The organism is Arthrobacter crystallopoietes, assembly GCF_002849715.1.
Lineage (GTDB): Bacteria > Actinomycetota > Actinomycetes > Actinomycetales > Micrococcaceae > Crystallibacter > Crystallibacter crystallopoietes.
Genome location: NZ_CP018863.1, coordinates 1,185,024 through 1,210,662, shown reverse-complemented (window position 1 = coordinate 1,210,662; position 25,639 = coordinate 1,185,024). Strand labels below are relative to the sequence as shown.

The 25,639-nt window shown below is 66.5% G+C and carries 22 protein-coding genes; 10 read left to right on the top strand and 12 right to left on the bottom strand.

Translation table 11 applies throughout. The features are described from left to right. The 5 genes from AC20117_RS05850 to AC20117_RS05830 form a co-directional block, all read right to left on the bottom strand. Entirely contained in the window at positions 1-873 is an 873-nt protein-coding gene (locus tag AC20117_RS05850) for an FAD binding domain-containing protein (protein WP_074700531.1), read from the bottom strand. Positions 874-899: 26 nt separating this feature from the next. Next, entirely contained in the window at positions 900-2,126 is a 1,227-nt protein-coding gene (locus AC20117_RS05845; protein WP_074700532.1) for an XdhC family protein, read from the bottom strand. A 59-nt stretch (positions 2,127-2,185) separates the two neighbouring features. After that, positions 2,186-3,715, bottom strand: coding sequence for an NCS2 family permease (locus tag AC20117_RS05840; RefSeq protein ID WP_074700533.1), 1,530 nt, complete (start codon positions 3,713-3,715; stop codon positions 2,186-2,188). Positions 3,716-3,727: 12 nt separating this feature from the next. Then, positions 3,728-4,222 carry a nucleoside deaminase gene (locus AC20117_RS05835; protein WP_074700534.1) on the bottom strand — a complete coding sequence of 165 codons (495 nt, stop codon included), beginning with the start codon at positions 4,220-4,222 and terminating at the stop codon, positions 3,728-3,730. 223 nt (positions 4,223-4,445) lie between these two features. Further along, positions 4,446-5,210, bottom strand: a complete 765-nt coding sequence (locus tag AC20117_RS05830) for an IclR family transcriptional regulator (protein WP_074700535.1) — start codon at positions 5,208-5,210, stop codon at positions 4,446-4,448. Positions 5,211-5,407: 197 nt separating this feature from the next. Here AC20117_RS05830 and AC20117_RS05825 point away from each other — a divergent pair, with 197 nt between their 5' ends. The 4 genes from AC20117_RS05825 to AC20117_RS05810 are packed head-to-tail and all read left to right on the top strand — an operon-like array spanning position 5,408 to position 10,515. Then, entirely contained in the window at positions 5,408-6,793 is a 1,386-nt protein-coding gene (locus tag AC20117_RS05825) for an NAD-dependent malic enzyme (RefSeq protein WP_074700536.1), read from the top strand. A gap of 14 nt (positions 6,794-6,807) precedes the next feature. Further along, positions 6,808-8,412: a malate synthase A gene (aceB, locus tag AC20117_RS05820; protein ID WP_074700537.1), complete on the top strand. Its 1,605-nt coding sequence runs from the start codon at positions 6,808-6,810 to the stop codon at positions 8,410-8,412. Further along, entirely contained in the window at positions 8,412-9,701 is a 1,290-nt protein-coding gene (locus tag AC20117_RS05815) for a DUF6986 family protein (protein ID WP_074700538.1), read from the top strand. Before aceB ends, AC20117_RS05815 begins: the two co-directional genes overlap by 1 nt. Next, on the top strand, positions 9,694-10,515 hold the full coding sequence (locus AC20117_RS05810) for a bifunctional allantoicase/(S)-ureidoglycine aminohydrolase (protein ID WP_074700539.1): 822 nt from the start codon (positions 9,694-9,696) through the stop codon (positions 10,513-10,515). Before AC20117_RS05815 ends, AC20117_RS05810 begins: the two co-directional genes overlap by 8 nt. 77 nt (positions 10,516-10,592) lie before the next feature. Here AC20117_RS05810 and AC20117_RS05805 read toward each other — a convergent pair whose 3' ends face one another. Together AC20117_RS05805 and AC20117_RS05800 are read right to left on the bottom strand one after the other, a co-directional pair. After that, complete coding sequence (locus AC20117_RS05805) at positions 10,593-10,811, bottom strand: helix-turn-helix domain-containing protein (RefSeq protein ID WP_074700540.1); 219 nt, start codon at positions 10,809-10,811, stop codon at positions 10,593-10,595. Next, on the bottom strand, positions 10,811-11,302 hold the full coding sequence (locus AC20117_RS05800) for a DUF2975 domain-containing protein (RefSeq protein WP_074700541.1): 492 nt from the start codon (positions 11,300-11,302) through the stop codon (positions 10,811-10,813). The genes AC20117_RS05805 and AC20117_RS05800 overlap by 1 nt, the downstream gene beginning before the upstream one ends. Positions 11,303-11,509: 207 nt before the next feature. Here AC20117_RS05800 and AC20117_RS05795 point away from each other — a divergent pair, with 207 nt between their 5' ends. The 5 genes from AC20117_RS05795 to allB all read left to right on the top strand — a co-directional run bounded on the left by AC20117_RS05795 (position 11,510) and on the right by allB (position 17,685). Next, a complete protein-coding gene (locus AC20117_RS05795; RefSeq protein ID WP_074700542.1) occupies positions 11,510-12,292 on the top strand; it encodes a hydroxypyruvate isomerase family protein in 783 nt (260 codons plus the stop codon). Positions 12,293-12,357: 65 nt separating this feature from the next. Next, positions 12,358-13,236 carry a 2-hydroxy-3-oxopropionate reductase gene (locus AC20117_RS05790; RefSeq protein WP_074700543.1) on the top strand — a complete coding sequence of 293 codons (879 nt, stop codon included), beginning with the start codon at positions 12,358-12,360 and terminating at the stop codon, positions 13,234-13,236. A 134-nt stretch (positions 13,237-13,370) separates the two neighbouring features. Next, a complete protein-coding gene (gcl, locus tag AC20117_RS05785) occupies positions 13,371-15,149 on the top strand; it encodes a glyoxylate carboligase (RefSeq protein ID WP_074700544.1) in 1,779 nt (592 codons plus the stop codon). Between the two features lie 7 nt (positions 15,150-15,156). Then, positions 15,157-16,329, top strand: coding sequence for a glycerate kinase (locus AC20117_RS05780; RefSeq protein ID WP_074700545.1), 1,173 nt, complete (start codon positions 15,157-15,159; stop codon positions 16,327-16,329). Continuing rightward, positions 16,330-17,685: an allantoinase AllB gene (gene allB, locus AC20117_RS05775; protein ID WP_074700546.1), complete on the top strand. Its 1,356-nt coding sequence runs from the start codon at positions 16,330-16,332 to the stop codon at positions 17,683-17,685. A 20-nt stretch (positions 17,686-17,705) separates the two neighbouring features. Here the strand turns inward: allB and AC20117_RS05770 are convergent, their stop codons facing one another. The 5 genes from AC20117_RS05770 to AC20117_RS05750 form a co-directional block, all read right to left on the bottom strand. Then, positions 17,706-18,581, bottom strand: a complete 876-nt coding sequence (locus tag AC20117_RS05770) for a nucleotidyl transferase AbiEii/AbiGii toxin family protein (RefSeq protein ID WP_074700547.1) — start codon at positions 18,579-18,581, stop codon at positions 17,706-17,708. After that, complete coding sequence (locus AC20117_RS05765) at positions 18,578-19,177, bottom strand: type IV toxin-antitoxin system AbiEi family antitoxin domain-containing protein (RefSeq protein ID WP_074700548.1); 600 nt, start codon at positions 19,175-19,177, stop codon at positions 18,578-18,580. The genes AC20117_RS05770 and AC20117_RS05765 overlap by 4 nt, the downstream gene beginning before the upstream one ends. 137 nt (positions 19,178-19,314) lie before the next feature. Beyond that, complete coding sequence (gene bcp / locus AC20117_RS05760) at positions 19,315-19,782, bottom strand: thioredoxin-dependent thiol peroxidase (protein WP_074700549.1); 468 nt, start codon at positions 19,780-19,782, stop codon at positions 19,315-19,317. Between the two features lie 78 nt (positions 19,783-19,860). Continuing rightward, positions 19,861-21,567 carry a flavin monoamine oxidase family protein gene (locus AC20117_RS05755; RefSeq protein WP_170837948.1) on the bottom strand — a complete coding sequence of 569 codons (1,707 nt, stop codon included), beginning with the start codon at positions 21,565-21,567 and terminating at the stop codon, positions 19,861-19,863. 46 nt (positions 21,568-21,613) lie between these two features. Then, complete coding sequence (locus AC20117_RS05750; RefSeq protein ID WP_074700550.1) at positions 21,614-23,143, bottom strand: amino acid permease; 1,530 nt, start codon at positions 23,141-23,143, stop codon at positions 21,614-21,616. 93 nt (positions 23,144-23,236) lie between these two features. Between AC20117_RS05750 and AC20117_RS05745 the strand changes: the two genes are divergently transcribed. Continuing rightward, positions 23,237-24,952: a PucR family transcriptional regulator gene (locus AC20117_RS05745; protein ID WP_083339712.1), complete on the top strand. Its 1,716-nt coding sequence runs from the start codon at positions 23,237-23,239 to the stop codon at positions 24,950-24,952. Positions 24,953-25,639: the final 687 nt, after the last annotated feature.

The window sequence follows — 25,639 nt, the reverse complement described above, 5'->3', positions numbered from 1 at the left end:
TCAGGCACTCCTTCCCATGAGCAGTTCGGCGCGGATTTCTCCGGCCAGCCGGTAGGTCATATCCCGGCGCCATTGCGGCAGGCCATGGATGTCGTCGTGGTAAAGCTCCGGGGCGATGGCCGCATCCAGCGCGGCCTCGAGGTCCTCCGGATCGGGGTGGCTGGCGGCGTCGAAGCGCAGCTGGACCGGCCGTTTGGTGGACGCGGTGACGGTCAGCACCAGGGTTTCGTCGGGGTCCAGCCGGCCGATCAGCAGGACGCCGGAGCGGCCCAGGTTGCCCAGCGAGAGCCGGCGGAAGGCGGTTCTGGCTGCCAGCGCGCTCGCCGGCAGGTAGATGCTGCGCAGCAGTTCGCCGGGCAGCAGCGCGTTGGCCGCGTCGCCCGTGACTAGTTCGGCGACCGGCATCCGGCGGTGCGTGCCGTGCGGGCCGAGGATGGTGGCGGTTCCGTCCAGCCCTGCGCACAGCGAGGTCATCGGTCCGGCCGGCAGCGAGGCGCAGATGTTGCCGCCCACGGTGGACATGTTCCAGATCTTGAACGAAGCCACGAACGAATCGCAGCAGGGCCGCACCAGCTCCAGCGCCGGCCACTTGTCCGCCAGCCTGGCGGCGCCATCGGCTCCGATCGCGGCCGCGTGGACCGGTGAGTCGGGCAGTTCGTAGAGGGTGGCGATGAGGCAGGTGGCAGCGAGTTCGATGCCGTCGTCGTTGACGGTGATCGGCTCCCAGCCGGCCGAGCCGATGTCCAGCAGGCGGCGCAAGGTGGAGCTGCCGTAGGAAAACAGCACGGTTCCGCCGGCGAGCCAGGCATCGCCTTCGCGCCAGTCGCCGGGATCCGTGGTGGGAACCACGGCCTCGATTGTGTTCATGTCCATGGAGGGACTCCTATATATACGTAACGTTATGGTCTGCCGCTGAGCACCAGCGAGGCGCCGGTGCGGACGGGGCCGCTGCCGGGAACGGGCACGCCGCTGTGGATCGGCCCGTTGCGCCGGGACAGCGGGAGTCCCGTGGCGGCCGGGTTGCGCGAGGCGATGATGTGGGCGTTGATGGACACCGCCACCTCTGCGGGAGTGACGGCCTGCAGGTCCAGCCCGATCGGCGAATGCAGCCGGGCCAGTGCCTGCGGTGACACGCCTTCCGCCAGCAGGTCCCGCACCCGCTGGGCATGGCTGCGCTGCGAGCCCATCGCGCCCAGGTAGGCCAGGTCCAGCTCCAGTGCCGTGCGCAGCAGCGGGATGTCGAACTTGGGATCGTGCGTGAGGACGCAGACCACCGTCCTGGCATCGACGCGTCCGGCTGCAGCCTCGCCGGCCAGATACCGGTGCGGCCAGTCGCAGACCACTTCGTCTGCTGCCCCGAACCGCCGCTGCTGGGTAAAGGCGGGCCGGGCATCGCACAGCGTCACCCGGTAACCGAGCAGTTTCGCGGCCGGCAGCAGGGCCTCGCTGAAATTGTTGGCGCCGAAGACCAGCAGCCGCGGCGGCGGCAGCCGGGTCTCCACCAGCAGCGCCGGCGGTTCGTCCCCGCAATCAACTTCCGACGGCGACAGCCGCAGCAGCCCGCTGACCCCTTGCCGGAGCAGCCCCGCGAGCTGCACCCCCGCGGACCGGGCCGCGGCGGCGGAGCCGGTCAGGGACTCCAGCTCCTCCGCAAAGTCTCCGGGCAGGAACTGCTGCGGGTCTGTCACGAGCACCGCGCCGCTGCCGCCGGCATCGACCCGCCGCACCACGGCCAGCGGCTCCTGGGGCCCGAGCGCCGCCAGCCGGGGGAGCGCGGCACCCAACCGCGCCCCGCCGTCGTCGTTGGTAGTCGCTTTTACGGGCTGGAGGTGGATGCCCAGCTCGCCGCCGCAGGTCAATCCGACGGCGAAGGCGTCCCCGGGGCTGTAGCCAAAATGCTCCGTCCGCGGCCGCTGGTCCGCGATGGCGTCCAGCGCAGCGGCGACAACGGCGCCCTCCACGCAGCCGCCGGAGAGCGAGCCGAGCACGCTGCCGCTGCCGGAGACCAGCATGGAGGTGCCTACCGGGCAGGGAACGGAACCGCTGGCGGCAATGACGGTGGCCACGGCGTAGTTGTCCCCGGCTGCCTCCAGCCAGGCGCCGAGCTCCGCACCAAGATTCAGCATTGGTGTTGTCCTTTCAGTCCGCGGCCGGTGCCGGAGCCTGCCGGCACCGGCCGCAGCGGTTATCCGCCGAGCAGCGTGCTGATCGGGCCGCGGGCGAAGTAGACCAGGAACCCTGCCGCCACCACCCACATCAGCGGATGGATCTTCTTCGCGCGCCCGCTGGCCGAGTTGACCAGGACCCAGACGATGAAGCCCACGCCGATGCCGTTCGCAATCGAGTAGGTCAGCGGCATGGTGATCATGGTCAGGAAGGCGGGCATGCCCACGGAGAACTTCTTGAAGTTGATCTCGCGGATCTGCGCGCTCATCAACGTACCGACGACGACGAGGGCCGAGGCCGCCACCTCGATCGGCACCACGCTGGTGAGCGGCGTCAGGAACATGGCGCCGAGGAAAAGCACGCCGGTGACCACCGAGGCCAGCCCGGTGCGGGCGCCCTCGCCGATGCCGGCGGCGGAATCGACGTAGACGGTGTTGGAGGAGCCGGAGGTGGCACCGCCGGCCACTGCGCCGATGCCCTCAACGATGAACGCCGACTTCAGCCGCGGGAAGGTGCCGTCCTTGTGCGCCAGCCCGGCACTCTTGGCCAGGCCCGTCATGGTGCCCATGGCGTCGAAGAAGTTGGTGAAGACCAGCGTGAAGACCAGCATGGTGGCTGCCAGTCCGCCGATCCGGGCGAAGGAGCCGAAGACGTCGAACTCTCCCACCAGGGTCAGGTCCGGGACCGCGAAGATCTGGCCGGCGAGCACCGGGGTGTTCAGATGCCAGCCGCCCGGATTGGTGTCGGACGCCGGCCCCAGCTGCAGTGTGGCTTCGAGGACCGCGGCCAGGACCGTGGTGGCGACGATGCCGATCAGGATGCCGCCCTGGACCTTGCGGGCTACCAGGATGCCGATGATCAGCAGCCCGGCCACGAAGACCAGGGTGGGCACCGAGGTGATGGAACCGTTGTTGCCCAGCTGGACGGGCGGGCCGCCCTCGGTGGCGCGGACAAAGCCGGAGTCCACAAAGCCGATGAAGGTAATGAACAGGCCGATGCCCACGGTGATGGCGGCCTTCAGATCCTTGGGGATGGCGCGGAAGATCGCGGTCCGGGCACCGGTCATGCCGAAGATGACAATCAGGACGCCGTTGATCACCACCAGGCCCATGGCTTCGGGCCAGGTGACGTCCTGGATGACGGCGACGGCGAGGAAGGAGTTGATGCCGAGGCCTGCTGCGAGGCCGAAGGGCAGGTTGGCGATCAGGCCGAAGAGGATGGTCATCACGCCGGCGGTCAGTCCGGTGACGGCGCCGACCTGCGCGGCCGGCAGCCAGTTTCCGGCCACGTCCACGGGAGCGGAATCGGCGCCGAAGCCGCCGAGGATCAGGGGGTTGAGGATGACGATGTACGCCATCGTGAAGAACGTGACCAGGCCGCCGCGGAATTCGCGCCCCAGGCTGGAGCCGCGCGCGGTGATCTGGAAGTAGCGGTCGACGAGTCCGCGGGGTTGCAGGCCGGCCGGGGGAGTGCCCAGTGTGCCGGGAGCGCCCTGCTGGACATTGCCGGTGCCGGTGCTGGTACGGGTTCTGGGCTGGATTATGGCCATGACGGCACCGCCTCAGTAATCGATCCGGATCGCCAGGCTGTTCCATATATTGAAGGGTTCGAGATGCCCTGTGTCCCCTGGTTCGCCGGTCTCGCGGACCACGGGCATCAGCCGGCGCTCCACCGGGGTGTCGAAGTAGTCGTAGAAGACGGCGTCATCAAACCCCGCGCGGGCGGCATCGTGGCGGTCCGCGGCAAAGACCACGCGGTCGATCCGTGCCCAGAGCGAGGAGGCCAGGCACATCGGGCAGGGTTCGCAGCTGGAGTAGAGTACGGCTCCGCTCAGGTCGAACGTGCCCAGGCCCTGGCAGGCGGTGCGGATGGCGGTGACTTCGGCGTGCGCGGTGGGATCGTTGTTCGCGGTGACGCGGTTGACGCCCTCGAAAATCTGCCCGTCCGCGGCAACCACGATGGCGCCGAAGGGCCCGCCGGCATTGCGGACATTGTTGGAGGCGATTTCGACGGCCTTGGCCAGATATTGGCTGGTGGAGATGGTGGTGGTATTCATGGTGGCGACTCCCTGTGATCGGGAAGCGGGCCACGGCATGGCACCAGACTGGCGCGGGCGGCGACCTCAGCTTCGACGATTGCTGTTTAGGTTAGTAGCGCCCGGTAGATAGCTCCCGTAGATGGGAACCCGCCTTTGGCAAGAAAAACTCTAACAGCTCACAGTGACTGAGGCCACACCTTTTGTGGAATTTCTTTTTTGGGATGTGAAAAAGCGTTGGAACCTAGCTCGCCGCGGCCGCGTTCAGCTGCGCCGAGATCTGCTCCGCGGCACTCTGCAGGAGCGGCACCGCCCGCTTGGCAAAGGCATCATCAACCCGCGAAACGGGTCCCGAAACGGAGATGGCCATGGGGGTCGGAGCATCCGGTACGGCCATCGCGAAGCAGCGTACGCCGATTTCCTGCTCCTGCTCATCGATGGAGTAGCCGCGCTCGCGGATGTTCTTCAGTTCCAGCATGAGGTCGGAGATGTTGCCGATGCTCATCTCGGTGGGTGTCGGCATGCCGGCACGCGTGACGATGTCGCGGACGGTGTCGTCTTCCAGCTGGGCGAGAATGGCCTTGCCGACGCCGGTGTCGTGGGTATGGGCGCGGCGGCCGACTTCGGTGAACATGCGCATGGAGTGCGGCGACGGAACCTGGGCGATGTAGACCACCATCTCGGAGTCCAGTACCGCCATGTTCGCCGATTCGCCCAGCGTCTCAACCAGCTTCTTCAGGTGCGGACGGGCGAGGGAGCCAAGCTGCTTGTTGGCCACTTCGCCCAGGCGGATCAAGCGCGGGCCCAGCGAGTACCGCCGGTTGGCGAGCTGCCGGACGTAGCCCAGCGAAACCAGGGTGCGCAGCAGCCGGTGAATGGTCGGCAGGGGCAGCGAGGTGAACGACGACAGCTCACTCAGGGTGACCTCTCCGCCGGCATTGGTAATGAGCTCGAGCAGCTCGAAAGCCCTCTCGACTGACTGGACGCCTCCGCTGGCTTTCTCTGCCATGGGAACTCACTCTCACATTGCTTGAAAATATCCACTTCGTGGAACTGCTCTCTCAAACATACCGCAAACTGCTGCTTAATTTCCGCCTGTCGAAAGAAAATGTTGCGGAGGTGGTTGTATTTCCACTTCTTAGATAATAATATCCATAATACGGAAACTACTTAGGCCGGTTCGGCCCCAGAAACAGAGGAGAATCAATGGCGACTCCCAGCCCCGGGTACTCGATAACCCTGCGTGTGGAAACCCCTGCAAGCTTCACCGCTACCAGCGAGCTCGCAGCCGCTGTTGCTGCCGCCGGTGCAGCCATCACGGCACTTGATGTGACCGAAAGCCACCACGACAGCATGGTCGTGGACATCAGCTGCAACACCGTCGACGCCGCCCACGGCGAGCGGGTCAGCGCTGCGCTGGACGAGCTCGACGGCGTGCAGGTCCGCAAGGTCAGCGACCGCACCTTCCTCATGCACCTCGGCGGCAAGCTGGAGGTTGTCCCCAAGGTTCCCCTGCGCAACCGTGACGATCTGTCCCGCGCCTACACCCCCGGCGTCGCACGCGTTTGCATGGCCATCGCCGAGAACCCGGACGACGCCCGCCGCCTGACGGTCAAGCGCAACACCATCGCCGTGGTCACGGACGGCTCCGCCGTACTGGGGCTGGGCAACATCGGGCCTGCCGCCGCGCTGCCGGTAATGGAAGGCAAGGCCGCCCTGTTCAAGCAGTTCGCCGACGTCGACGCCTGGCCGGTCTGCCTGGACACCCAGGACACCGAGGAGATCATCAAGATCGTCAAGGCCCTGGCGCCGGTCTACGGCGGTGTGAACCTGGAAGACATTGCAGCTCCGCGCTGCTTCGAGATCGAACAGCGCCTGCGCGATGAGCTCGACATTCCGGTCTTCCACGATGACCAGCACGGTACCGCGATCGTCACGTTGGCCGCGCTGCAGAACGCGCTGAAGGTAGTCCACAAGAAGATCGAGGACGTGAAGATTGTGGTGGCCGGCGTCGGTGCCGCGGGCAACGCGATCATCCAGCTGCTGAAGGCACAGGGCGCGCTGAACATCATCGCCTGCGGCCGCAACGGTGCCATCAGCCGCACCGAGACCTACACCGATGCACACCGGACCTGGCTGGCAGAGAACACGAACCCGGACAACTTCACTGGAACCTTGCACGACGCCGTGGCCGGCGCCGACGTCTTCATCGGCGTCAGCGGACCGAACGTGCTGGGCGAGGAGCAGGTGGCCACCATGGCCGACGACGCCATCATCTTCGCGATGGCCAACCCGGATCCCGAGGTGGACCCGGCGATCGCGGCGAAGTACGCCGCCGTCGTCGCTACCGGACGCAGCGACTTCCCCAACCAGATCAACAACGTGCTGGCCTTCCCCGGCTTCTTCCGCGGGCTGCTCGACGCCGGTGTCGCGGACATTACGCCCGAGATGCTGGTCGCCGCGGCCCACGCCATTGCGGATCGTGTGTCAGGCGAAGAGCTCAACGCCAGCTTCATCATTCCCAGTGTTTTCGACCCCCACGTGGCATCCGACGTCGCCGCAGCTGTAGCGTCGGCCGCAGCGGCCAAGTAAAGGAAGGCAACATCATGACTCTCACCGTGACCAACAACGCACCAGTAGCCGGCGCCGAAAGGATCCTGACGGCCGAAGCCCTGGGGTTCGTGGAAAAGCTGCACCAGAAGTTCGCCGTCACGCGCGACGGCCTGCTGGCGGACCGCGTGACCAACCGGCAGAAGGCCGCGGCCTCCGGCGGACTGGACTTCCTGCCCGAAACCAAGCATGTCCGCGAGGGCGACTGGAAGGTCGCACCGGCGCCGGAGAAGCTGCAGGACCGCCGGGTGGAAATGACCGGACCGGCGTCGCCGGCGAAGATGGCCATCAACGCGCTGAACTCCGGCGCCAAGGTCTGGCTGGCCGACCTGGAAGATGCTTCCACGCCCACCTGGCCCAACGTCATCGACGCACTGGCGAACCTGACCGCCGCCGCACGCGGTGAGCTCGCGTTCACCTCGCCCGAAGGCAAGGAGTACCGGCTGCGCACCGACGCCCCGCTGGCCACCGTGGTCATGCGCCCGCGCGGCTGGCACCTGCCGGAAAAGAACATCCAGATCGACGGCCAGCCGGCTGTCGGCGCGCTGGTGGATTTCGGCCTGCACTTCTTCCACAACGCGCAGTACCTCTTGGAGCGCGGTGACGGTCCCTTCTACTACCTGCCGAAGACCGAGAGCTACCTCGAGGCCCGGCTGTGGAACGACATCTTCTCCTTCGCCGAGGCCGAGCTGGGCCTGCCGCAGGGTTCGGTCCGCGCCACGGTGCTGATCGAAACCATTCCGGCCGCGTTCCAGATGGACGAGATCCTGTACGAACTGCGCGAGCACGCCTCCGGCCTGAACGCCGGCCGCTGGGACTACCTGTTCAGCATCATCAAGTACTTCCGCGAGGCCGGCGAAAGCTTCGTCATGCCGGACCGTGCCTCCGTGGCGATGACGGCCCCCTTCATGCGCGCCTACACCGAACTGCTGGTCAAGACCTGCCACCGCCGCGGCGCCTTCGCCATGGGCGGCATGGCCGCGGTCATCCCGAACCGCAAGGAACCCGAAGTCACCGAACAGGCCTTCGCCAAGGTCCGCGCCGACAAGACCCGCGAAGCGAACGACGGCTTCGACGGTTCCTGGGTCGCCCACCCGGATCTGGTCCCGGTCTGCCGCGAGATCTTCGACTCGGTGCTGGGCGAGAAGCCCAACCAGGTGGACCGCCTTCGCGACGAGGTCGAGGTCACCGCGGCCCAGCTGCTGGACGTGTCCTCCGCCCAGGGCGAGGTCACCGAGGCCGGCCTGCGCCTGAACCTCTACGTGGCCGTTGCCTACACCGCCGTGTGGATCTCCGGCAACGGCGCGGTCGCCATCCACAACCTGATGGAGGACGCCGCCACCGCGGAGATTTCCCGCACCCAGGTCTGGCAGCAGCTGCACAACAAGGTCACGCTGGCCGACACCGGCAACACCGTCACGCGGGAGCTGGTGGAGCGCATCCTCACCGAGGAGACCGAGAAACTGCGCGGTGAAATTAACGACGCCGACAAGTTCGCCAAGTACTACGAGCCGGCCAGCAAGCTGATCGCGGACCTGACGATCGGCGAAGGGGACTTCGTGGAGTTCCTGACGCTTCCGGCCTACGAGCTGGTTTCCTGATGGCGGCCAAGCTCGCCCTCTCCGGCGCCGTCGCGGCCAGGATCGACGCGGACCTGGCGGCCACCGATAAGCTGCTGTCCGCCGCCTACCCGGGCGAGGGCGGCGGCCGCCAGCCGGTGCACACGGTCTACGTCCCGGCCGACTCGTTCACCCTGGACCTGGCCGCACGCTGGGGCGGGGACGCGCTGGCCGCGGTGAAGGAACACGGCGGCCTGGAGCAGCTGGCAACCTCCCTCGGCCTGGGGGAGAGCGCCCAGCTGGCCGAACTGGTCCGCCGCAAGCTCGAAAGCGAGCCCATCGAGGACCTGCGGCTGGACTTCGAAGACGGCTACGGCAACCGCGCGGACGAGGAAGAGGACGCCGACGCGCTGAAGGCCGGTGCCCTCGTGGCGCAGGCCGTCGCCGCCGGCACCGCTCCGCCGTTCATCGGCATCCGGTTCAAGTGCTTCGAAGAGCCCACCCGGGCCCGTGGCCTGCGCACGCTGGACCGGTTCATCGGCGCCCTCGTGGAGGAGTCCGGAGAGCGCGGCCTGCCTCAGGGCCTGGTGCTGACGCTGCCCAAGGTCAGCACGGTGGCCCAGGTGCAGGCTATGGTCTTCGCTTGCGAGCAGCTGGAGCAGGCGCATAACCTGCCCGCGGGACGCCTGCGCTTCGAGGTGCAGATGGAAACCCCGCAGCTGATCCTGTCCGCGGACGGCACGGTCCCGGTGGCGCAGCTGATCCACGCCGGCGCCGGCCGGGTCAGCTCGCTGCACTACGGCACCTACGACTACAGCGCGTCGCTGGGCATTGCGGCCGCCTACCAGTCCATGGAGCACCCGGCGGCGGACTACGCCAAGGCCGTCATGCAGGTGGCCGTGGCCGGCACCGGCGTGCACCTCTCGGACGGGTCCACCAACATCCTGCCGCTCGGCGATGCGGAGAATGTGGCCAAGGCCTGGGCGCTGCACGCACGCCTGGTCCGCCGGCACCTGGAACGCGGCATCTACCAGGGCTGGGACCTGCACTCGGCCCAGTTGCCCACCCGCTTCCTGGCCACCTACGCCTTCTACCGCGACGGCTTCGAGGCTGCCGCGGTCCGGCTGAAGAACTATGTCCACGGCATCGACAGCGCCATCATGGATGAACCGGCCACGGCCCGCGCCCTGGCCCGCTTCCTCCACCGCGGACTGGTCTGCGGCGCCGTCGAAAGCAACGAGTTCGAGCGCCTGGCCGAGGTGTCCGTCGCCCAGCTCGAGGCCATCGCCCATCCCCAATCCGCTTCCACCAGCGAGGAAACCCATGACTAAGCAGAACACGCAGTACTTCGCCAACCCGGCCGGCCACCCGCCGCAGACGGACCTGCTGACGGACCGCGCCATCGTCACCGAGGCCTACACGGTGATCCCGCGCGGCGTCATGCGCGACATCGTCACCAGTGTGCTGCCCGACTGGGAGGATACCCGCGTCTGGATCCTCAACCGCCCGGTCGCCGGCGGCGCCACCACCTTCGCCCAGTACCTGATGGAGGTCGCCCCGGGCGGCGGTTCGGCCAAGCCCGAGGCGCAGAGCACGGTCGAGGGCTTCATCTTCGTCGTCGACGGCGAACTCAGCGTCACTATCGAAGGCGAAAACCGCGTCCTGGCCCCCGGCGGCTTTGCCTACGCGCCGGCCGGTTCCCAGTGGCAGGTGAAGAACGACGGCGGTGCTGCCGCCAAGTTCCACTGGATCCGCAAGGCCTACCAAGCCCTCGAGGGCTACACCGCGAAGCCGGTATTCGGCAACGAGCAGGACCTTGAGCCCAACCCGATGCCGGGCACGGACAACAAGTGGCGCACCACCCGGATGCTGCCGGTCGATGACCTGGCGTACGACATGCACATCAACATCGTCACGTTCGAGCCGGGCGCCTCCATCCCGTTCGCCGAAACGCATGTCATGGAGCACGGCCTGTACGTGCTTGAGGGCAAGGCGGTCTACCGGCTGAACGAGGACTGGGTCGAGGTGCAGGAAGGCGACTACATGTCGCTGCGCGCGTTCTGCCCGCAGGCCTGCTACGCCGGCGGCCCGTCCAACTTCCGCTACCTGCTGTACAAGGACGTGAACCGCCAGATCGTTCTCTGACGAACACAACCGGCCGCTGCGGCCGGACAAGACTGCTCCGCCCCCGTTTGAGAGTCCGGGGGCGGAGCTATTTTGCTTTAATTAGGCGATTCCCCGGGCTCCCAGCGCAGCAGGTCGCCGGGCTGGCAATCGAGTACCTCGCAGAGGGCCGCGAGCGTGGTGAAGCGTACCGCTTTCGCGCGGCCGTTCTTAAGCACCGCTAGGTTGGCGGGGGTGATGCCGACGCGTTCCGCGAGCACGCCCACGGGCATCTTGCGCTTGGCCAGCATGACGTCGATGTCGACGATGATGGCCATCAAATCACCTCGTCCAACTCGGTCCGCAGGTGCTTGGCCTCGACGTCGCGGGCCACGGCCTGCGCCAGGAGCTTCCGCAGCACCAGGACGATCAGGGCCATCCCGGCGATCAGCAGGGACGCCCCGCAGATCAGCAGGACGATGCCGGGAGCAATGCCGCCCGGTGCCAGCAGCACGGCGAGCCCGAACATGAGGACCGCCGCCGCGGCCACCGCGCCGAAGATGATGTCCACGTACCGGAAGGCGCCGTGGGAGAAGACCGTTCCCCGCCGCACCATGGTCAGCAGACGCCACACGCAGACCATGGTGACCTGCACGGTGACGATGCCCAGCACCACGATCACGAGGAACAGGATGCGCATGACGGTGGGCGCGCCGGCCTCCGCGAGATCTGTGGAAATCAGCGGCACCATCCACACCTGGATGAACAGCGAACCGGCGAGCAGCAGCGCGAGCACAATGCGCAACGCCAGGACCGTTAGCTTTCCCAAGGGAGTCTCCTTATTGTCGAATAACAAGGTAAATCTATCGATAAACAGTAGTTTAGGCAAGTGGGCGGTTAGTTTGTTCGTTTTTATGGAAAAGCGTTTCCGTTTTATGGAAAAGAAGCTTGACAGTGCTCGCGGTCACTCGGTACGCTTTTCGTAGAGCAAAAGTAAACTTCCACATTCTGGAAAAGCAAATCCCGAGGAATACCAATGTCTTACACCGTGAACTGCTCCATCCTCTTCACCGAACTGCCCCTGCTGGAACGCCCCGCGGCCGCCGTCGCCGCTGGCTTCGACAGCGTGGAGTTCTGGTGGCCGTTCGCCGAATCCGTTCCCGGCGACGCAGACGTTACTGCGTTTGAACGCGCGATCAACGACGCCGGCGTCCAGCTCACCGGGCTCAACTTCAATGCCGGCGACATGCCGGGCGGCGACCGCGGCCTGGTGTCCTGGAAGGGACGCGACGCCGAATTCCGCGACAACATCGCCGTCGTCGCCGGTATCGGTGAGCGCCTCGGCTGCAAGGCCTTCAACGCGCTCTACGGCAACCGCCTGGACGGGCACACCCCGGAGGCCCAGGACGAAGTGGCGCTGGCCAACCTCGTCGCCGCGGCCGAAGGTGTCGCCGCGATCGGCGGAACCGTCCTGCTCGAGCCCGTTTCCGGCGCGGACCGCTACCCGCTCAAGACTGCGCAGGACGCACTTGATGTGATCGGCAAGGTCCACGCCGAGGGTCCGCAGAACATCAAGCTCCTCGCGGACTTCTACCACCTGGCCGTCAACGGCGACGACGTGGCGGCAGTCATCGAGAACCATGCCAAGGACTTCGGCCACATCCAGATCGCGGACAACCCCGGCCGCGGCGCCCCCGGCACCGGTGAACTGCCGCTCGGCGAATGGATCTCCCGCAGCCGCCAACTCGGCTACCAGGGTCCCATCGGACTCGAGTACAAGGCGCCGGCCGAGCAGGCCTTCGGCTGGCTCATCCGCTAACCGCCCGCCTGACCGGCACTCAGCACAGACTCTTACCGACCAGCACGAAGCAAAGGACTTATCTCATGACCAACGTTGCAGTTATCGGACTCGGCATCATGGGCCTGCCCATGGCCATCAACCTCGTCAAGGCCGGCCACAGTGTTACCGGCTTCAACCGCAGCCAGGACAAGATCGACAAGCTCGCGGCCGAAGGCGGCACGGGTGCCAGCAGCATCGCCGACGCCGTGAAGGACGCCGACGTCGTTATCACCATGGTGCCGGACTCGCCGGACGTCGAAGCCGTGGTCACCGGCGAGGAAGGCGTCTTCGCCAACGCCAAGCAGGGCGCGCTCTGGATTGATGCCAGCAGCATCCGCCCCGATGTGGCCGTCCGCCTCGCCGAAGAGGCCCGCGCCGCAGGCCTCCGCCCGCTGGACGCCCCGGTCTCCGGCGGCGAGCAGGGCGCCATCGACGGCGTGCTCTCCATCATGGTCGGCGGCGAGGCGGCCGACTTCGACGCCGCGCAGGATGTTTTCGACGCCGTGGGCAAGACCATCGTGCACGTGGGCCCCTCCGGTTCCGGTCAGACGGTCAAGGCTGCCAACCAGCTGATCGTCGCCGTGAACATTGAAGTCCTCGGCGAGGCCATCGCCTTCCTCGAGGCCTACGGCGTGGACACCGACGCCGCGCTCAAGGTGCTCGGCGGCGGCCTGGCCGGCTCGAAGGTGCTGGAGCAGAAGGGCCAGAAGATGCTGGACCGCAACTTCGACCCGGGCTTCCGCCTCGCCTTGCACCACAAGGACCTGGGCATCGTCACCTCCGCCGCCCGTGAAGCAAACGTGGCCATCCCGCTTGGCGCCGCCGTTGCACAGCTGGTCGCCGCGACCGTCAACCAGGGCGACGGCGGACTGGACCACTCGGGCCTGTTCAAGCAGGTCCTGCAGCTCTCCGGCCGGAAGTAAAGCACCCCGGCGGCAGGCCGGAACCGCACCCAAGCTAAGCAGCCGGCGTCGTAATTTGGCGACGCCGGCTCCACCGAACACACCCAAAAACAGCCCGCCCAAGGGCTCCACCACAGGCTTTCAAGGAGATTCCCATGACCAAGATGCGCACCGTAGACGCTGCCATCGCCATCCTGGAAAAGGAAGGCGCCACCGAGGCGTTCGGCCTGCCCGGGGCGGCCATCAACCCGTTCTACTCCGCCATGCGTGCCCACGGCGGCATCCGCCACACGCTAGCCCGCCACGTTGAGGGCGCCTCGCACATGGCCGACGGCTACTCGCGTGCCGCCGACGGCAACATCGGCATCTGCGTGGGCACCTCCGGCCCCGCCGGCACCGACATGATCACCGGGCTGTACGCGGCCTGGGCCGACTCGGTGCCGATCCTGTGCATCACCGGCCAGGCCCCGGTGGCCAAGCTGCACAAGGAAGACTTCCAGGCGGTGGACATCGAGACCATCGCGAAGCCGGTGACGAAGATGGCCATGACCATCCTGGAGCCGGCGCAGGTTCCCGGTGCGTTCCAGAAGGCCTTCCAGCTGATGCGTTCCGGCCGCCCCGGACCGGTGCTGCTGGACCTGCCCATCGACGTGCAGATGGCCGAGATCGAGTTCGACATCGACACCTACGAGCCGCTGCCGGCGGAGAAGCCGAAGGCCTCCCGTAAGCAGGCCGAAAAGGCGCTGGACATGCTCACCGCGGCGGAGCGCCCGCTGATCGTGGCCGGCGGCGGCATTATCAACGCCGGCGCCTCCGCGCAGCTGGTGGAACTGGCCGAACTGCTCAACGTGCCGGTCATCCCCACCCTGATGGGCTGGGGCACCATTCCGGACAACCACCGCCTGATGGCCGGCATGGCGGGTCTGCAGACCTCGCACCGCTATGGCAACGAGAACATGCTGGCCTCGGACTTTGTGATCGGCATCGGCAACCGGTGGGCCAACCGCCACACCGGCGGCCTGGACACCTACACCAAGGGCCGCAAGTTTGTGCACATCGACATCGAGCCCACCCAGATCGGCCGCGTGTTCGCGCCGGACCTGGGCATCACCTCGGACGCCGGCGCAGCACTGGAAATCCTGCTCGAGGTAGCCAAGGAGCGCAAAGCCGCCGGCAAGCTGCCGGACTACTCCGGCTGGGCCGGCGAATGCGCCGAGCGCAAGGGCAAGCTGCAGCGCAAGACCCACTTCGAGAACGTGCCCATCAAGCCGCAGCGCGTATACGAAGAGATGAACAAGGCCTTCGGCGAGGACACCACCTACGTGTCCACCATCGGCCTGTCGCAGATCGCCGGCGCACAGCTGCTGCACGTGTTCGGCCCGCGCCGCTGGATCAACGCCGGCCAGGCCGGCCCGCTGGGCTGGACCGCCCCGGCCGCCCTGGGCGTGGTGCGCGGCAAGCCGGACGAGACCGTGGTGGCCCTGTCCGGCGACTACGACTTCCAGTTCATGATCGAAGAGCTGGCCGTGGGCGCGCAGTTCCAGCTGCCGTACATCCACGTGGTGGTCAACAACTCCTACCTGGGCCTGATCCGCCAGTCGCAGCGCGGCTTCGAGATGGATTACCACGTCTCGCTGGCGTTCGAGAACGTGAACTCCCCGGAGATGAACGGCTACGGCGTGGACCACGTCAAAGTGGCCGAGGGCCTGGGCTGCAAGGCCGTGCGCGTGGAGAACCCGGAAGACCTCTCCGCCGCGTTCGACAAGGCCCGCGCGCTGATGGCCGAGTACAAGGTGCCGGTGATCGTGGAGGTCATCCTGGAACGCGTCACCAACATCTCCATGGGCACAGAACTGGACAACGTGAACGAGTTCGAGGGTCTGGCCGAGACCGCCGCGGACGCTCCCACCGCCCTCGTGGCTCTGCAGGGCTGAACCTGCCATGAAAGTGGTGATTGCACCGGATAAGTTCAAGGGCTCGCTCACCGCCCCGGAAGTCGCCGCGGCGGTGGAGCGTGGCCTGCGGGCGGTCGCCCCGGACATCCAGGTCACCAACGTTCCCGTGGCCGACGGCGGTGAAGGCACCCTTCAGGCCGCCGTCGGCGCCGGGTACACGCGGCATCTCGCCACCGTTGCCGGACCGACCGGCATGCCGCTGGAGGCGGCCATCGCGGTCAAGGGCCAACAGGCCGTGATCGAGATGGCCGCGGCCTCCGGGCTGGATGTGCTGCCCGGCGGCCGGCTGCAGGCGCTCACCGCGACGAGCCGGGGCACCGGGGAACTGATCAGCGCGGCCCTGGACCTCGGCTGCACCAGCATCATCCTCGGGGTGGGCGGCAGTGCCTGCACCGACGGCGGCGCGGGGCTGCTTCAAGGACTGGGCGCCATCCTGAAGGACGACGGCGGACGCTTCCTTCCGCGCGGCGGCGCGGCTTTGGCGCGGCTCGCCGAGGTGGACCTGTCCGGCTTGAATCCGCGGCTGGCGGGCGTTTCCTTCGTGCTGGCGTCGGACGTGGACAACCCGCTGCTGGGCGAGAACGGCGCCGCCGCCGTCTTCGGCCCGCAGAAGGGCGCCTCGCCGGAGGACGTCACGACGCTGGACGCCGCCCTGGCCCAGTTTGTCCGGGTCCTCGGGCCCGAACTGGGAGCGGGCACGGCCGCGATGGCGCACGTGCCCGGCTCCGGAGCCGCCGGCGGCGTTGGTTTCGCGGCACTGGCAGTGCTGGAGGCGCAGCGCAGGCGCGGCATCGACGTCGTTATTGAACTGACCGGCCTGCGCGACAAACTCGCCGGGGCGGGCCTGGTGATCACGGGCGAGGGCAGCCTGGATACCCAGAGCCTTGAGGGCAAGACGCCCATCGGCGTGGCCACCGAAGCCGCGGCGGCCGGCGTGCCCGTTTTCGCGGTCTGCGGCCGTACACTTTTGTCGGACACTCAGCTGGAATCGGCAGGGCTTGCGCAAACGTTCGCCCTGACGGATCTTGAAAGTGACGTCTCCGTCTGCATGGCCGAGGCGGGCAGGCTGCTTGAAAGCATCGGCGCGGAGATCGGACTGCGGCTGCTGGCGGGTGATATCGCGGGCGGCAGGAAACTGGAAGCTCAGAGGGGAGCATAAGTGGGCGGCGAAGCAACTTCACCGGAATACGACCTGGTCATTCGGGGCGAGCGGATCCTGACGACGGCGGGGGTCGCCGCACGTGAGGTCGGCGTGCGGGACGGCTCGATTGTGGCCATCGAACCGCTGGGCAACGGGCTGCGCGGCCGCGAAATTCTTGAGCTGGCACCCGACGAAACGCTGATCCCCGGGCTGGTGGACACGCATGTGCACGTCAACGAGCCCGGCCGCACCGAGTGGGAGGGCTTCGCCTCCGCCACCCGGGCCGCGGCCGCCGGTGGCGTGACCACCATTATCGACATGCCGTTGAACAGCATCCCGCCCACCATCAACGCCGCCGCGCTGGAGGAAAAACGCAACGCCGCCCGGGACCAGGCCTTCGTGGACGTGGGCTTCTGGGGCGGGGCGGTGCCCGGCAACATCGGGGACCTGCGGCCGCTGCATGACGAGGGCGTTTTTGGCTTCAAGTGCTTCCTGCTGCACTCCGGCGTGGACGAGTTCCCGCCGCTGGATGCGGACGAGATGGAAAAGGACATGGCGGAGCTGAAGAACTTCGACTCGCTGATGATCGTCCATGCCGAGGACTCGCGCGCCATTGAGCGGGCGCCGCACGCCGAGGGCGACCAGTACCAGCGTTTCCTGGCCTCCCGCCCGCGCGGCGCCGAGAACGTGGCCATCGCCGAGGTGATCGAGCGGGCCCGCTGGACCGGCGCCCGCGCCCACATCCTGCACCTATCCTCCTCGGACGCGCTGCCGATGATCGCCAGTGCCAAGCGCGACGGCGTGAAGCTCACCGTGGAGACCTGCCCGCACTACCTGACACTGCTGGCGGAGGAAATCCCCAACGGTGCGACGGCGTTCAAGTGCTGCCCGCCCATCCGCGAGGCATCCAACCGGGAGCTGCTGTGGAAGGGCCTGGAGGACGGCATCATCGACTGCATCGTTTCGGACCATTCGCCCAGCACGCTGGATCTGAAGGACCTGGAGAACGGCGATTTCGGCGTGGCCTGGGGCGGCATCGCCTCGCTGCAGCTGGGGATCTCGCTGATCTGGACCGAGGCCCGGCAGCGGGGGATCCCGCTGGAGCAGGTGGTGGACTGGATGTCGCGACGGCCGGCCGAGCTCGCGCGGATGACCCGGAAGGGCCAGCTGGCGCTGGGTTACGACGCCGACTTCTCCGTCTTTGCCGCGGATGAAAGCTTCGTGGTGGACGCGAAGAAGCTCAAGCACAAGAACCCGATCACGCCCTACGACGGCAAGCCGCTGGCCGGAGTCGTCCGCCGCACGTTCCTGCGCGGCGCGGAGATCGACGGCGAGACGCCTACCGGCCGGTTGATCCGCCGCGGGACTGCCTGAGGCTTGCGGGCTCGCAGCGTCTACGACCAGGAACGCGCGTCCGGGCTCCACCGGTGGTGATCTTCGGCGGACCCGTCGAAAACTGGCTCAATGAATGTGAGGACACGCTCAACCTGTTCATCCAGATTCTGCTCGCAGAGGTCTTCTAGCCTCAGCTTCCGGCGCCACGCCGCCCACTTCACTTGCCCAATCGCTCCATAGCCTGCCATGAGCGGGCGGAGGAGCCGGAGTTCGGCACCGCGGTGCCTGGCAACCCGCACTGCTGCTGCTCTGATGTCTCCAGCACCGAACTCGAACCGGTCTGACAGAACCGCCACGTCCAGGAGGTCTCGCCACCGCGTGCTGGTGGAACCTCTCTGGATCATGGTGACAGTTTTCTCGGCGATCACCGTAGCTAAGGGATGGCCCTGCATTTTGACCGAGCCGCCGAGCAGCGACGGTACTTCGATTTGCTCCAGCTCGGGCCAAATAGGGTCACCGGTGCTTATATCGAGCTTGATCCCGAGTCTCGTCCGGCCAAGTAGTGCGGGCAGCGTGACGCGTAGGCCGCTGTATTCAGCTTCATCCCGAATTCGTTCAATCTTCATTGCGACACCGTCGAAAATCAGGCCGTCTTCGACGACGACGTCGCAAACTGCTTTCACTACCTCGGTGACATGATCAACGTCGAGCTGGAAATCGAGCGCCTGCATGTCAATGTCACGGGTTGGGCGGCGCAACGCGTGAGCGGACAGAAGTACGCCGCCCTTCAGACAGAAGTCATCTGCAAAGGGAGTGGCTGCTAGGCGTCCCAGGAAGCGCTCCAACCCGTAGAGCGTGAAGATTTCATCTGCGGGACGTTTTCGGTCTCTGGCAATTTTCTGCAGCCTCAGGAAGACGGATTGAGTCGCAGTCACAGCAGGACTTCCAAAGCCCGCCGGAGCGGTCCCGTGGCCCGGGGAACCGATGATGCGATGTCCATAAGAAGACCCGGCTGAGATCCGGTGCGCTTGAGCCAGTTGCGCAATGCTTCGATTCCCGTTTCGTAGCCGGCGGTCCCGCGCAAGCGGAAAGCATCCACGATCGAGCGCTCCGGCGAGTAGATGCCGATCTTCGACCCCTCTGCGCCTTCAATCAGGACAGTTGAGCGGCCGATGTCGAACGTCGCCTTGTCGAAAATATGCCACGTGACCGGAGCCGAGAGCTGAGGAGGAGTCTTGCCTCGCGGCAAGGCCAGATCGATAGTGGAAGGGATCTCGTCGATGAGTTCGTGGCGGGCAAGGGCACTGGTGAGGCAGATCGTAGCTAAGGGGGCCTTATAGGATGCTTCCAATAGATCGAGGTCGGCCTGCATGCCCGTTCCGGCGATGTACAGTCCAGGGCCAATCTTCTCGATCAGGCCCGCGTCGCGCATCCGATATACGCTCGTGTGTGAGACTCCGTGCTCCGCGGCGCCTGAGACAGTGAACGGGCCGCGGGGCAGGCGATCAAGCAGTTGAGTCTTGTGCTCCATATTCATATTCTACGACAGATAATTTTAGCTGTCATGAGAAATGAACATTAGGTAGCGACGATAGGGTTGGCGAACCCTATTTACAACTGATGGAGCCCCCCCTTCAGGGAAGGCCTCCATCAGTTGTAGCCGGGGTCTCAGTTCACGCCGAGCGATTCGCGCAGCCGCGCAACGTGGCCCTTGGCGTCCACGTTGTACTCGGCCAGGCGGACATTGCCATCAGGATCGACGACGACAGTGCTGCGCAGCGTGCCGGTGAACGTCTTGCCCTTGAATTCCTTCTCGCCGAACGAGCCATAGGCCTTGGCCACCTCGTTGTCGGTGTCGGAGAGGAGCGGGAAGGTCAGCGATTCGGCCTCGGCGAAGTCCTGCAGCGCTTCGGGTCCGTCGGGGGAGATACCGACGACGTCGAAACCGGCGGCCTGCAGCGAGTTCAGGTTGTCGCGGAAATCGCAGGCTTCCGTGGTGCAGCCCGGGGTGGCGGCCTTCGGGTAGAAATAGACCACCACATTGCGGCCGGCGTAGTCGGCCAGCGAAACCTTGCTGCCCGAGGCATCGGGCAGCGTGAAGGACGGGGCGGAGGTTCCTGGCTGGAGTTGCGTCATGGAGCAGCACCTTTCGTATTGCGGAAGTTCTTTATTGCATTGCGAGAACTTCCTCCAGTTTATTCTCTACGGCCCACCTTAGTCCAGCGCGACCGGTCCCAGTTCCGCTAGCAGTTCGCCGGGGCCGGGATTGTCTTCCGCGCACTTGCCGCCGAGGTGGTTGACCACGCCCCAGACTGCATTCAGTCCCGTCGTCACAGCCCCCTCGGCCCAGCCCGCTGTGAAGGAGACATCGTCCCCGGCGAGGAAGATGCCGCGTTGATGTGCAGGCAGCTGGTCCTGCTTGAAGTGCGTGAACAGCCGCTGCTGGTAGCGGTAGTGGCCGGGTAGGTTGGCCTTGAACGCACCCATGAAGTTCGGGTCGGCCTCCCAGGAGACGGTGATCGGCTCACCGACTATGTGCGAGGCGATGTCCACGCCGGGGTAGATCTGGGCCAGCGAGTGCAGCATCAGCCGGACCCGCTCGTCGGCGTCGAGCGACAGCCACTTCAGGGCGTCGTCGTTCCAGGTGTAGGAGAGCAGGATGACCGCCGGCTTGTCCGGCCCGTTGTCCAGCAGGTAGGTGGCGCGGGGGAGCCGGTCCGTGAGCGTCATGCTGAGCACTTCGCGGCCGGTCGCCGGGTCGCGGTCCTTCCAGAACGGCCGGTCCACCATCACGAAGGTCTTGGAGGACTGCATGTAGTGGTTGCGTTCGATGGCGGTCCACACGCCCGGTTCGAAGAGCGCTTCCTCGGTGTGGATCCGGGTGGAGAGCAGCCACGTCTGGCAGGTCACCACCGCCGAGCGGTAGCTGGCGCTGTGGCCCCACTTGTCCGCGATGACGATGTCGCCGTCGGGATTTCCGTCCGTGGGGGTGCCGCGGGTGATGCTTGCGACGGCGCCGCGGGCGCTGCCGCGGTGGAGGCTGGCCAGCGAGGTTCCGGCCGGCCAGAAGACGCAGTCCTCGGGCGCGTGGTTCCAGAGCGCTTCCGGCAGCCGCTGGGCGCCGCCGACAATGCCCCGGTGCAGATCGTCGGCGTCGGTGTAGACCACGCGCAGGATTTCCAGGATGGAGTTGGGGAAATCCGTGTCCCAGCCGCCGGTGCCGAAACCGACCTGGCCGAACGCCTCGCGGTGTTCGAACCCGGCGGCCTTGAAGGCGCGGCTGGCGGCCATGAAACCGTAGAAGGTCTGCTCATCGAACTCCGGCAGCATCGCATTCCACAGTTCCTTGATGCGGGCAGTGTCGCGTTTCCGGATGGCCTGCTGCATCTCGTCGAAGGATGCGTGCTCGCGCAGCGCCGCCTTCCACGCATCGGCCACCTCGCGGAAGAACTCCGGCAGGTCTTCTGGCTGCTCGGCGTAGTGTTTCTGCCCGCCCAGCTCAATGACGGTGCTGGTCGTGGGGCCGGACAGCGGGTTGGGGAACTCTGTGGTTTCCAGCCCGAGCTTGTCCACGTAGTGGTAGAGCGCCCTGCCGGAAACCGGGAAGCGCATGCCGCCCAGGTCCGCAACGACGTCGGGAGCCCCGGGGAACGCGGCCGTCTTCAGCCGGCCGCCGATCGCGCCGGCCTCATAGACAACCGGCTTCAGCCCCAGTTTCATCAACTCGTACGCCGTCACCAGCCCGGACAGTCCCGCGCCGACCACGGCCACTTCCGTGCCGTGCAGGTGCTCCGGGACGGAACCCAGGCCGGCGGGGTGCGCGAGGTAGTGGTCGTAGCTGAACGGGAAGTCCGGGTTCAGCATGGTGATCGGATTCTCGTCCGCGGCGGCCGGGGCGTGGAGTTCGGTGGCCAGTGTCATGGTGCTTAGCTTTCGGTTGCTCGGGTGGTGAGGAAGGTGCCGGGAATCAGCGGCCGGCTGCCGACGGTGCGGGCTCCGCGGCCGGGTCCTGGGCGGAGAGGTATTCGTAATCGTTGCGGCTCAACTGCGCCACGCGGGAGTGGTGGCGGCCGTAGCCGAAGTAGGCAGCGGCGCCCACCAGCATCCACGCGGCGAAGACCCACCAGGTGCTGGAACCAAGGTTCGCCATGAGGTAGATACACATGACGGTACCCAGAATCGGGGTCAGCGGATAGAACGGTACCCGGAAGGTCCGCGGCAGGTTCGGCCGGGAGCGGCGGAGGTAAATCACGGAGAGGTTGACCAGCGCGAAGGCGAACAGCGTCCCGATGCTGGTGGCGTCCGCCAGCTCGCCGAGCGGGACCAGCCCGGCCGTGAGCGCAACGGCGCTGCCGACAATCAGCGTGCCGGCCACGGGGGTTCCGGTCCGCGGCGAGACGCGGCCGAAGACTTTGGGAACCAGGCCGTCCCGCGACATGGACATCAGGATCCGCGTCTGCCCGTACAGCACGGTGAGCACAATGCTGGCGATCGCCACCACGGCGCCGACGGCGAAGACCAGTGCCATCCAGGGGTTGCCGGTCAGCTCCTGCAGGATCTGCACCAGGGCAGCTTCGGTGCCGTCGAACCAGGTCCACTCGCGGGCGCCGATGGCGGCGACGGCGACAAGGATGTAGATGCCGGTGATGATGACCATGGACGCGATGATGGCGCGCGGCAGGTCGCGCTGCGGGTTCTTGGCTTCCTCGCCGGCGGTGGAGGCGGCATCGAAGCCGATATAGGAGAAGAACAGGCGTGACGCCGCCGCCGACATGCCGGCGACACCCATCGGCATCAGGGTTTCGAAGTGGCTGGCACGGAAAGCGGTGAACGCGATGGCGATGAACATGAGCAGCACGGCGATCTTGATGACCACCATGACGGTGTTCACCCACGCGCTTTCCTTGGCGCCGCGAACCAGCAGGATCATCGCCAGGACAACGACGGCGACCGCCGGAAGGTTCAGCAGCCCGCCTTCGGCGCCGGGCGGGGCGGCAATCGCGGCCGGCAACGCCAGGCCGAACGTCTGCAGCATCTCGTTGACGTACTCAGCGGAGCCGACCGCCACGGCGGCCACGGAGACCGCGTATTCAAGGACCAGGCACCAGCCGCAGATCCAGGCGATCCCTTCACCCATGGTGGCGTACGTGTAGGAGTAGCTGGAGCCGGAGACGGGAACCGCGCCGGCCATTTCCGCGTAGGAAATCGCCGAGAGCAGCGCCGCGAAGCCTGCCACCAGGAACGAGATCCAGATGGCAGGGCCGGCCAGCGGAACCGAGGCCCCGAGGACCACGAAAATGCCGGTGCCCAGGGTGGCGCCGACGCTGATCATGGTCAGCTGCCAGACGCCGAGGCTGCGCCGCAGGCGGGGACCGCCGGAACTGCCGTCGGCGCCGGTGCCGGCCTCGTTGAGCATCTGGCCGAGCGGCTTGCGTCGCAGCAACTGGCTGCCCAGGGGCAGGCCCCGGCGCTTCGTTGCGGGAGGGGTGTCGATCATTCTCGGTTCCAATCTGGAGGCTTCTTCCGTTCCACCAGCGTGCCATGTGAGACAGCTAACAAGCTGGGGCAAAATGACCTACACTCTTCTCGCATGAGACATTCTGCACCATCCGCCGGTGGCGGGGAGGACGTCCGGCCTGTGCGGGCGGGCGCCGACCAGTTTAGCGGCAGCACGGCCGGAGCCTTCGCGGCGGTCTCGCTGGAACGCTTCCTGGAGCGGTTGCCGGACACCCTGACGACGGTCCACGACGGCCGGCCGGGCACCGCGGAACCGGCCCTGGTCCGGTGGGTGGAGCCGAGCGAGCTGGAGGACCCCGCCCCGTACCTGCTGGAGGGCGAATTCGTCCTGACCGCCGGACTCCCGTTCCTCGACGACGGCGGGACCCCCGAGGCCGTGGACCGGTACATCGAACGGCTGGTGCAGGCAAAAGTCTGCGCCCTTGGGTTCGGCATCAGCCCCTATTTCAGCGACATCCCCCAGACCCTGGCCGAGGCCTGCCGCAAGCACTCCCTGACCCTGGTGACCATTCCGGAAGAAGTACCCTTTGCCGCGCTGGGACTCGAATTCGCCCGGCTGCTGGAGGCGGAGAACCTCAGGGTGCTGCGCTTGCTCTCGGAAGCGAACAGGCAGCTGATGCGCGCCGTGCTGACCCCGCGTCCCGAGGCCGAACTGCTGGAGGCGCTGGTGCGGAACGTACCGGTATGGGCAGTGCTGGTCGGCGCCAACCGGCGCGTCCGCTCCCGCGCCGTCCCCGCGCAACTGCAAGGCGGCGTGCCCGAGGCTGCGGAACTGGAACCGATGCTGGCCAGGCTCTTCGCCGGCAGCGGCCCGCGGGTCGAAGTGGAAAGTTTCGACGCTCCCGAGGCCCGGCGGGTGGTGGCGTATCCGCTCCGCAGCACCCGGGACGCCAACCTGGGGGCCCTCGTCGTGGGTGCGACCAATCCGCTGGAACCGGTGGAGAGGAACATTGTCGAGACCGCCGTCGGGCTGCTGGAAGCCTTGCTGCGCCAACGCACCGTCGGCTCGCTGGCACCCAGCCAACTGGCAACGGCACTGCTGCTGCACCCGGAAACAACGACGGCGGATTCCCGGCGCTCGCAGGCGGTCGGCCGGCTGGTGGCGCAAAGTGTGTCCGCGCCACGCCATGCCGAACTCCGCGTGGTGCAGGGCTTCCAGGCCAGGGGGTCTGCTCCGGAAACAGCGGAGAAAGCGGGCCAGTCGGGTAGGACGGCAGGCGAGGATCCGGTCCGCGGACTGCTGCAATGGCGGCGGATCTTCGACACGAAGCTGGTGGAAAGCACCGACTACGGGTTCGCTGCCATTACCCGGCTGCGCGTGGATGAGGCCGTAGTGGAGGAGGTAGAGAAGCTCGGCTGGCACCTTGTCATCTCCGGTACGGCCGAACTGCCGGAACTGCCCGAGGCCTACCGGCGGGCCACTTCGCTGCGGCAGCAGGCACAGGCTGCCGGGCGCAGTATCAGGGCGGATCAGATCGAGTTCTCGGTCACCGGCCTGCTGGGCCCGGAGGCCGGGGCGATGCTGTTCAACCGGAGCTTCAGCCAGCTGCGGCAACTGGAGCCGGAGCGCGCCTCCGCCCTGCTGGTGGTGCTGCGGGCGTGGTTGGAGGCGAACGGCAGTTGGGATGGCTCGGCCAAGGCGCTGAGCCTGCACCGCAACAGTGTCCGGCGGCAGATCGGCCAAGTGGGGGAGCTGTTGGGGCGTGATCTGGCGGACGCGCAGACACGGGCTGAACTCCTGATCGCGCTAAATTACAGCCCGCAGGATCTGCTGTCTGGCACGAAATAGCTAGATCTAATACCGGAGAGTACCATTCCGCGATTATGCAGGCGGCGCTTGCTGCGGGCTACCATCAGGTCAAAGGACTTGATCTCCCCGTCACGGCCTGCCATCGCCGGCGGACGCAAGCCGGAGCCCGGTGCGTAGGGATTGAGTTCGCTCTCCATGTAGGAAAGCCTAACTGCTTATAGCAAAAACGCTAGACTTCACTAGAAGTGTCTATATCCCTGCTGTCCGGTCTCAATTTCGTTGGCCACGTTGACGTGGGGAATGGCCGACTAGATTGAGACCGGACAGCAGGGCGCACAAGGGCTCGAGCGTTTTCCTTCGCCTACTGGCGATCCGGCGTTTTGATGACCGGCGAATAGCAGTTGACATATCCAGGGCTGTTGCTTGAACGAGGGTGCAAGTGGGCAAGGTTCTGCTCGTGCTTGTTTAACGGTGCCGGGGAGACGGGAGCAGGCAAAACTGGGGCTTCCCGTATCAAAATCCGTCGAATTCGCACCAGATGCGATTTGCCGGATACCTGATTGCATATGCGCCGTTATAGGCGTTGAACCCGTCCGGCCTTCGGCTGAAGAGACAAGCGATTTCGAGCTGTACGGGGCGTCGCCCTGCTCGCCTGCGGTCCGGAACCTACCAGGACTGACGCCACATTGTTTCCGGAACGCGTGGCAGAAGGGGCGGGATCCGAGT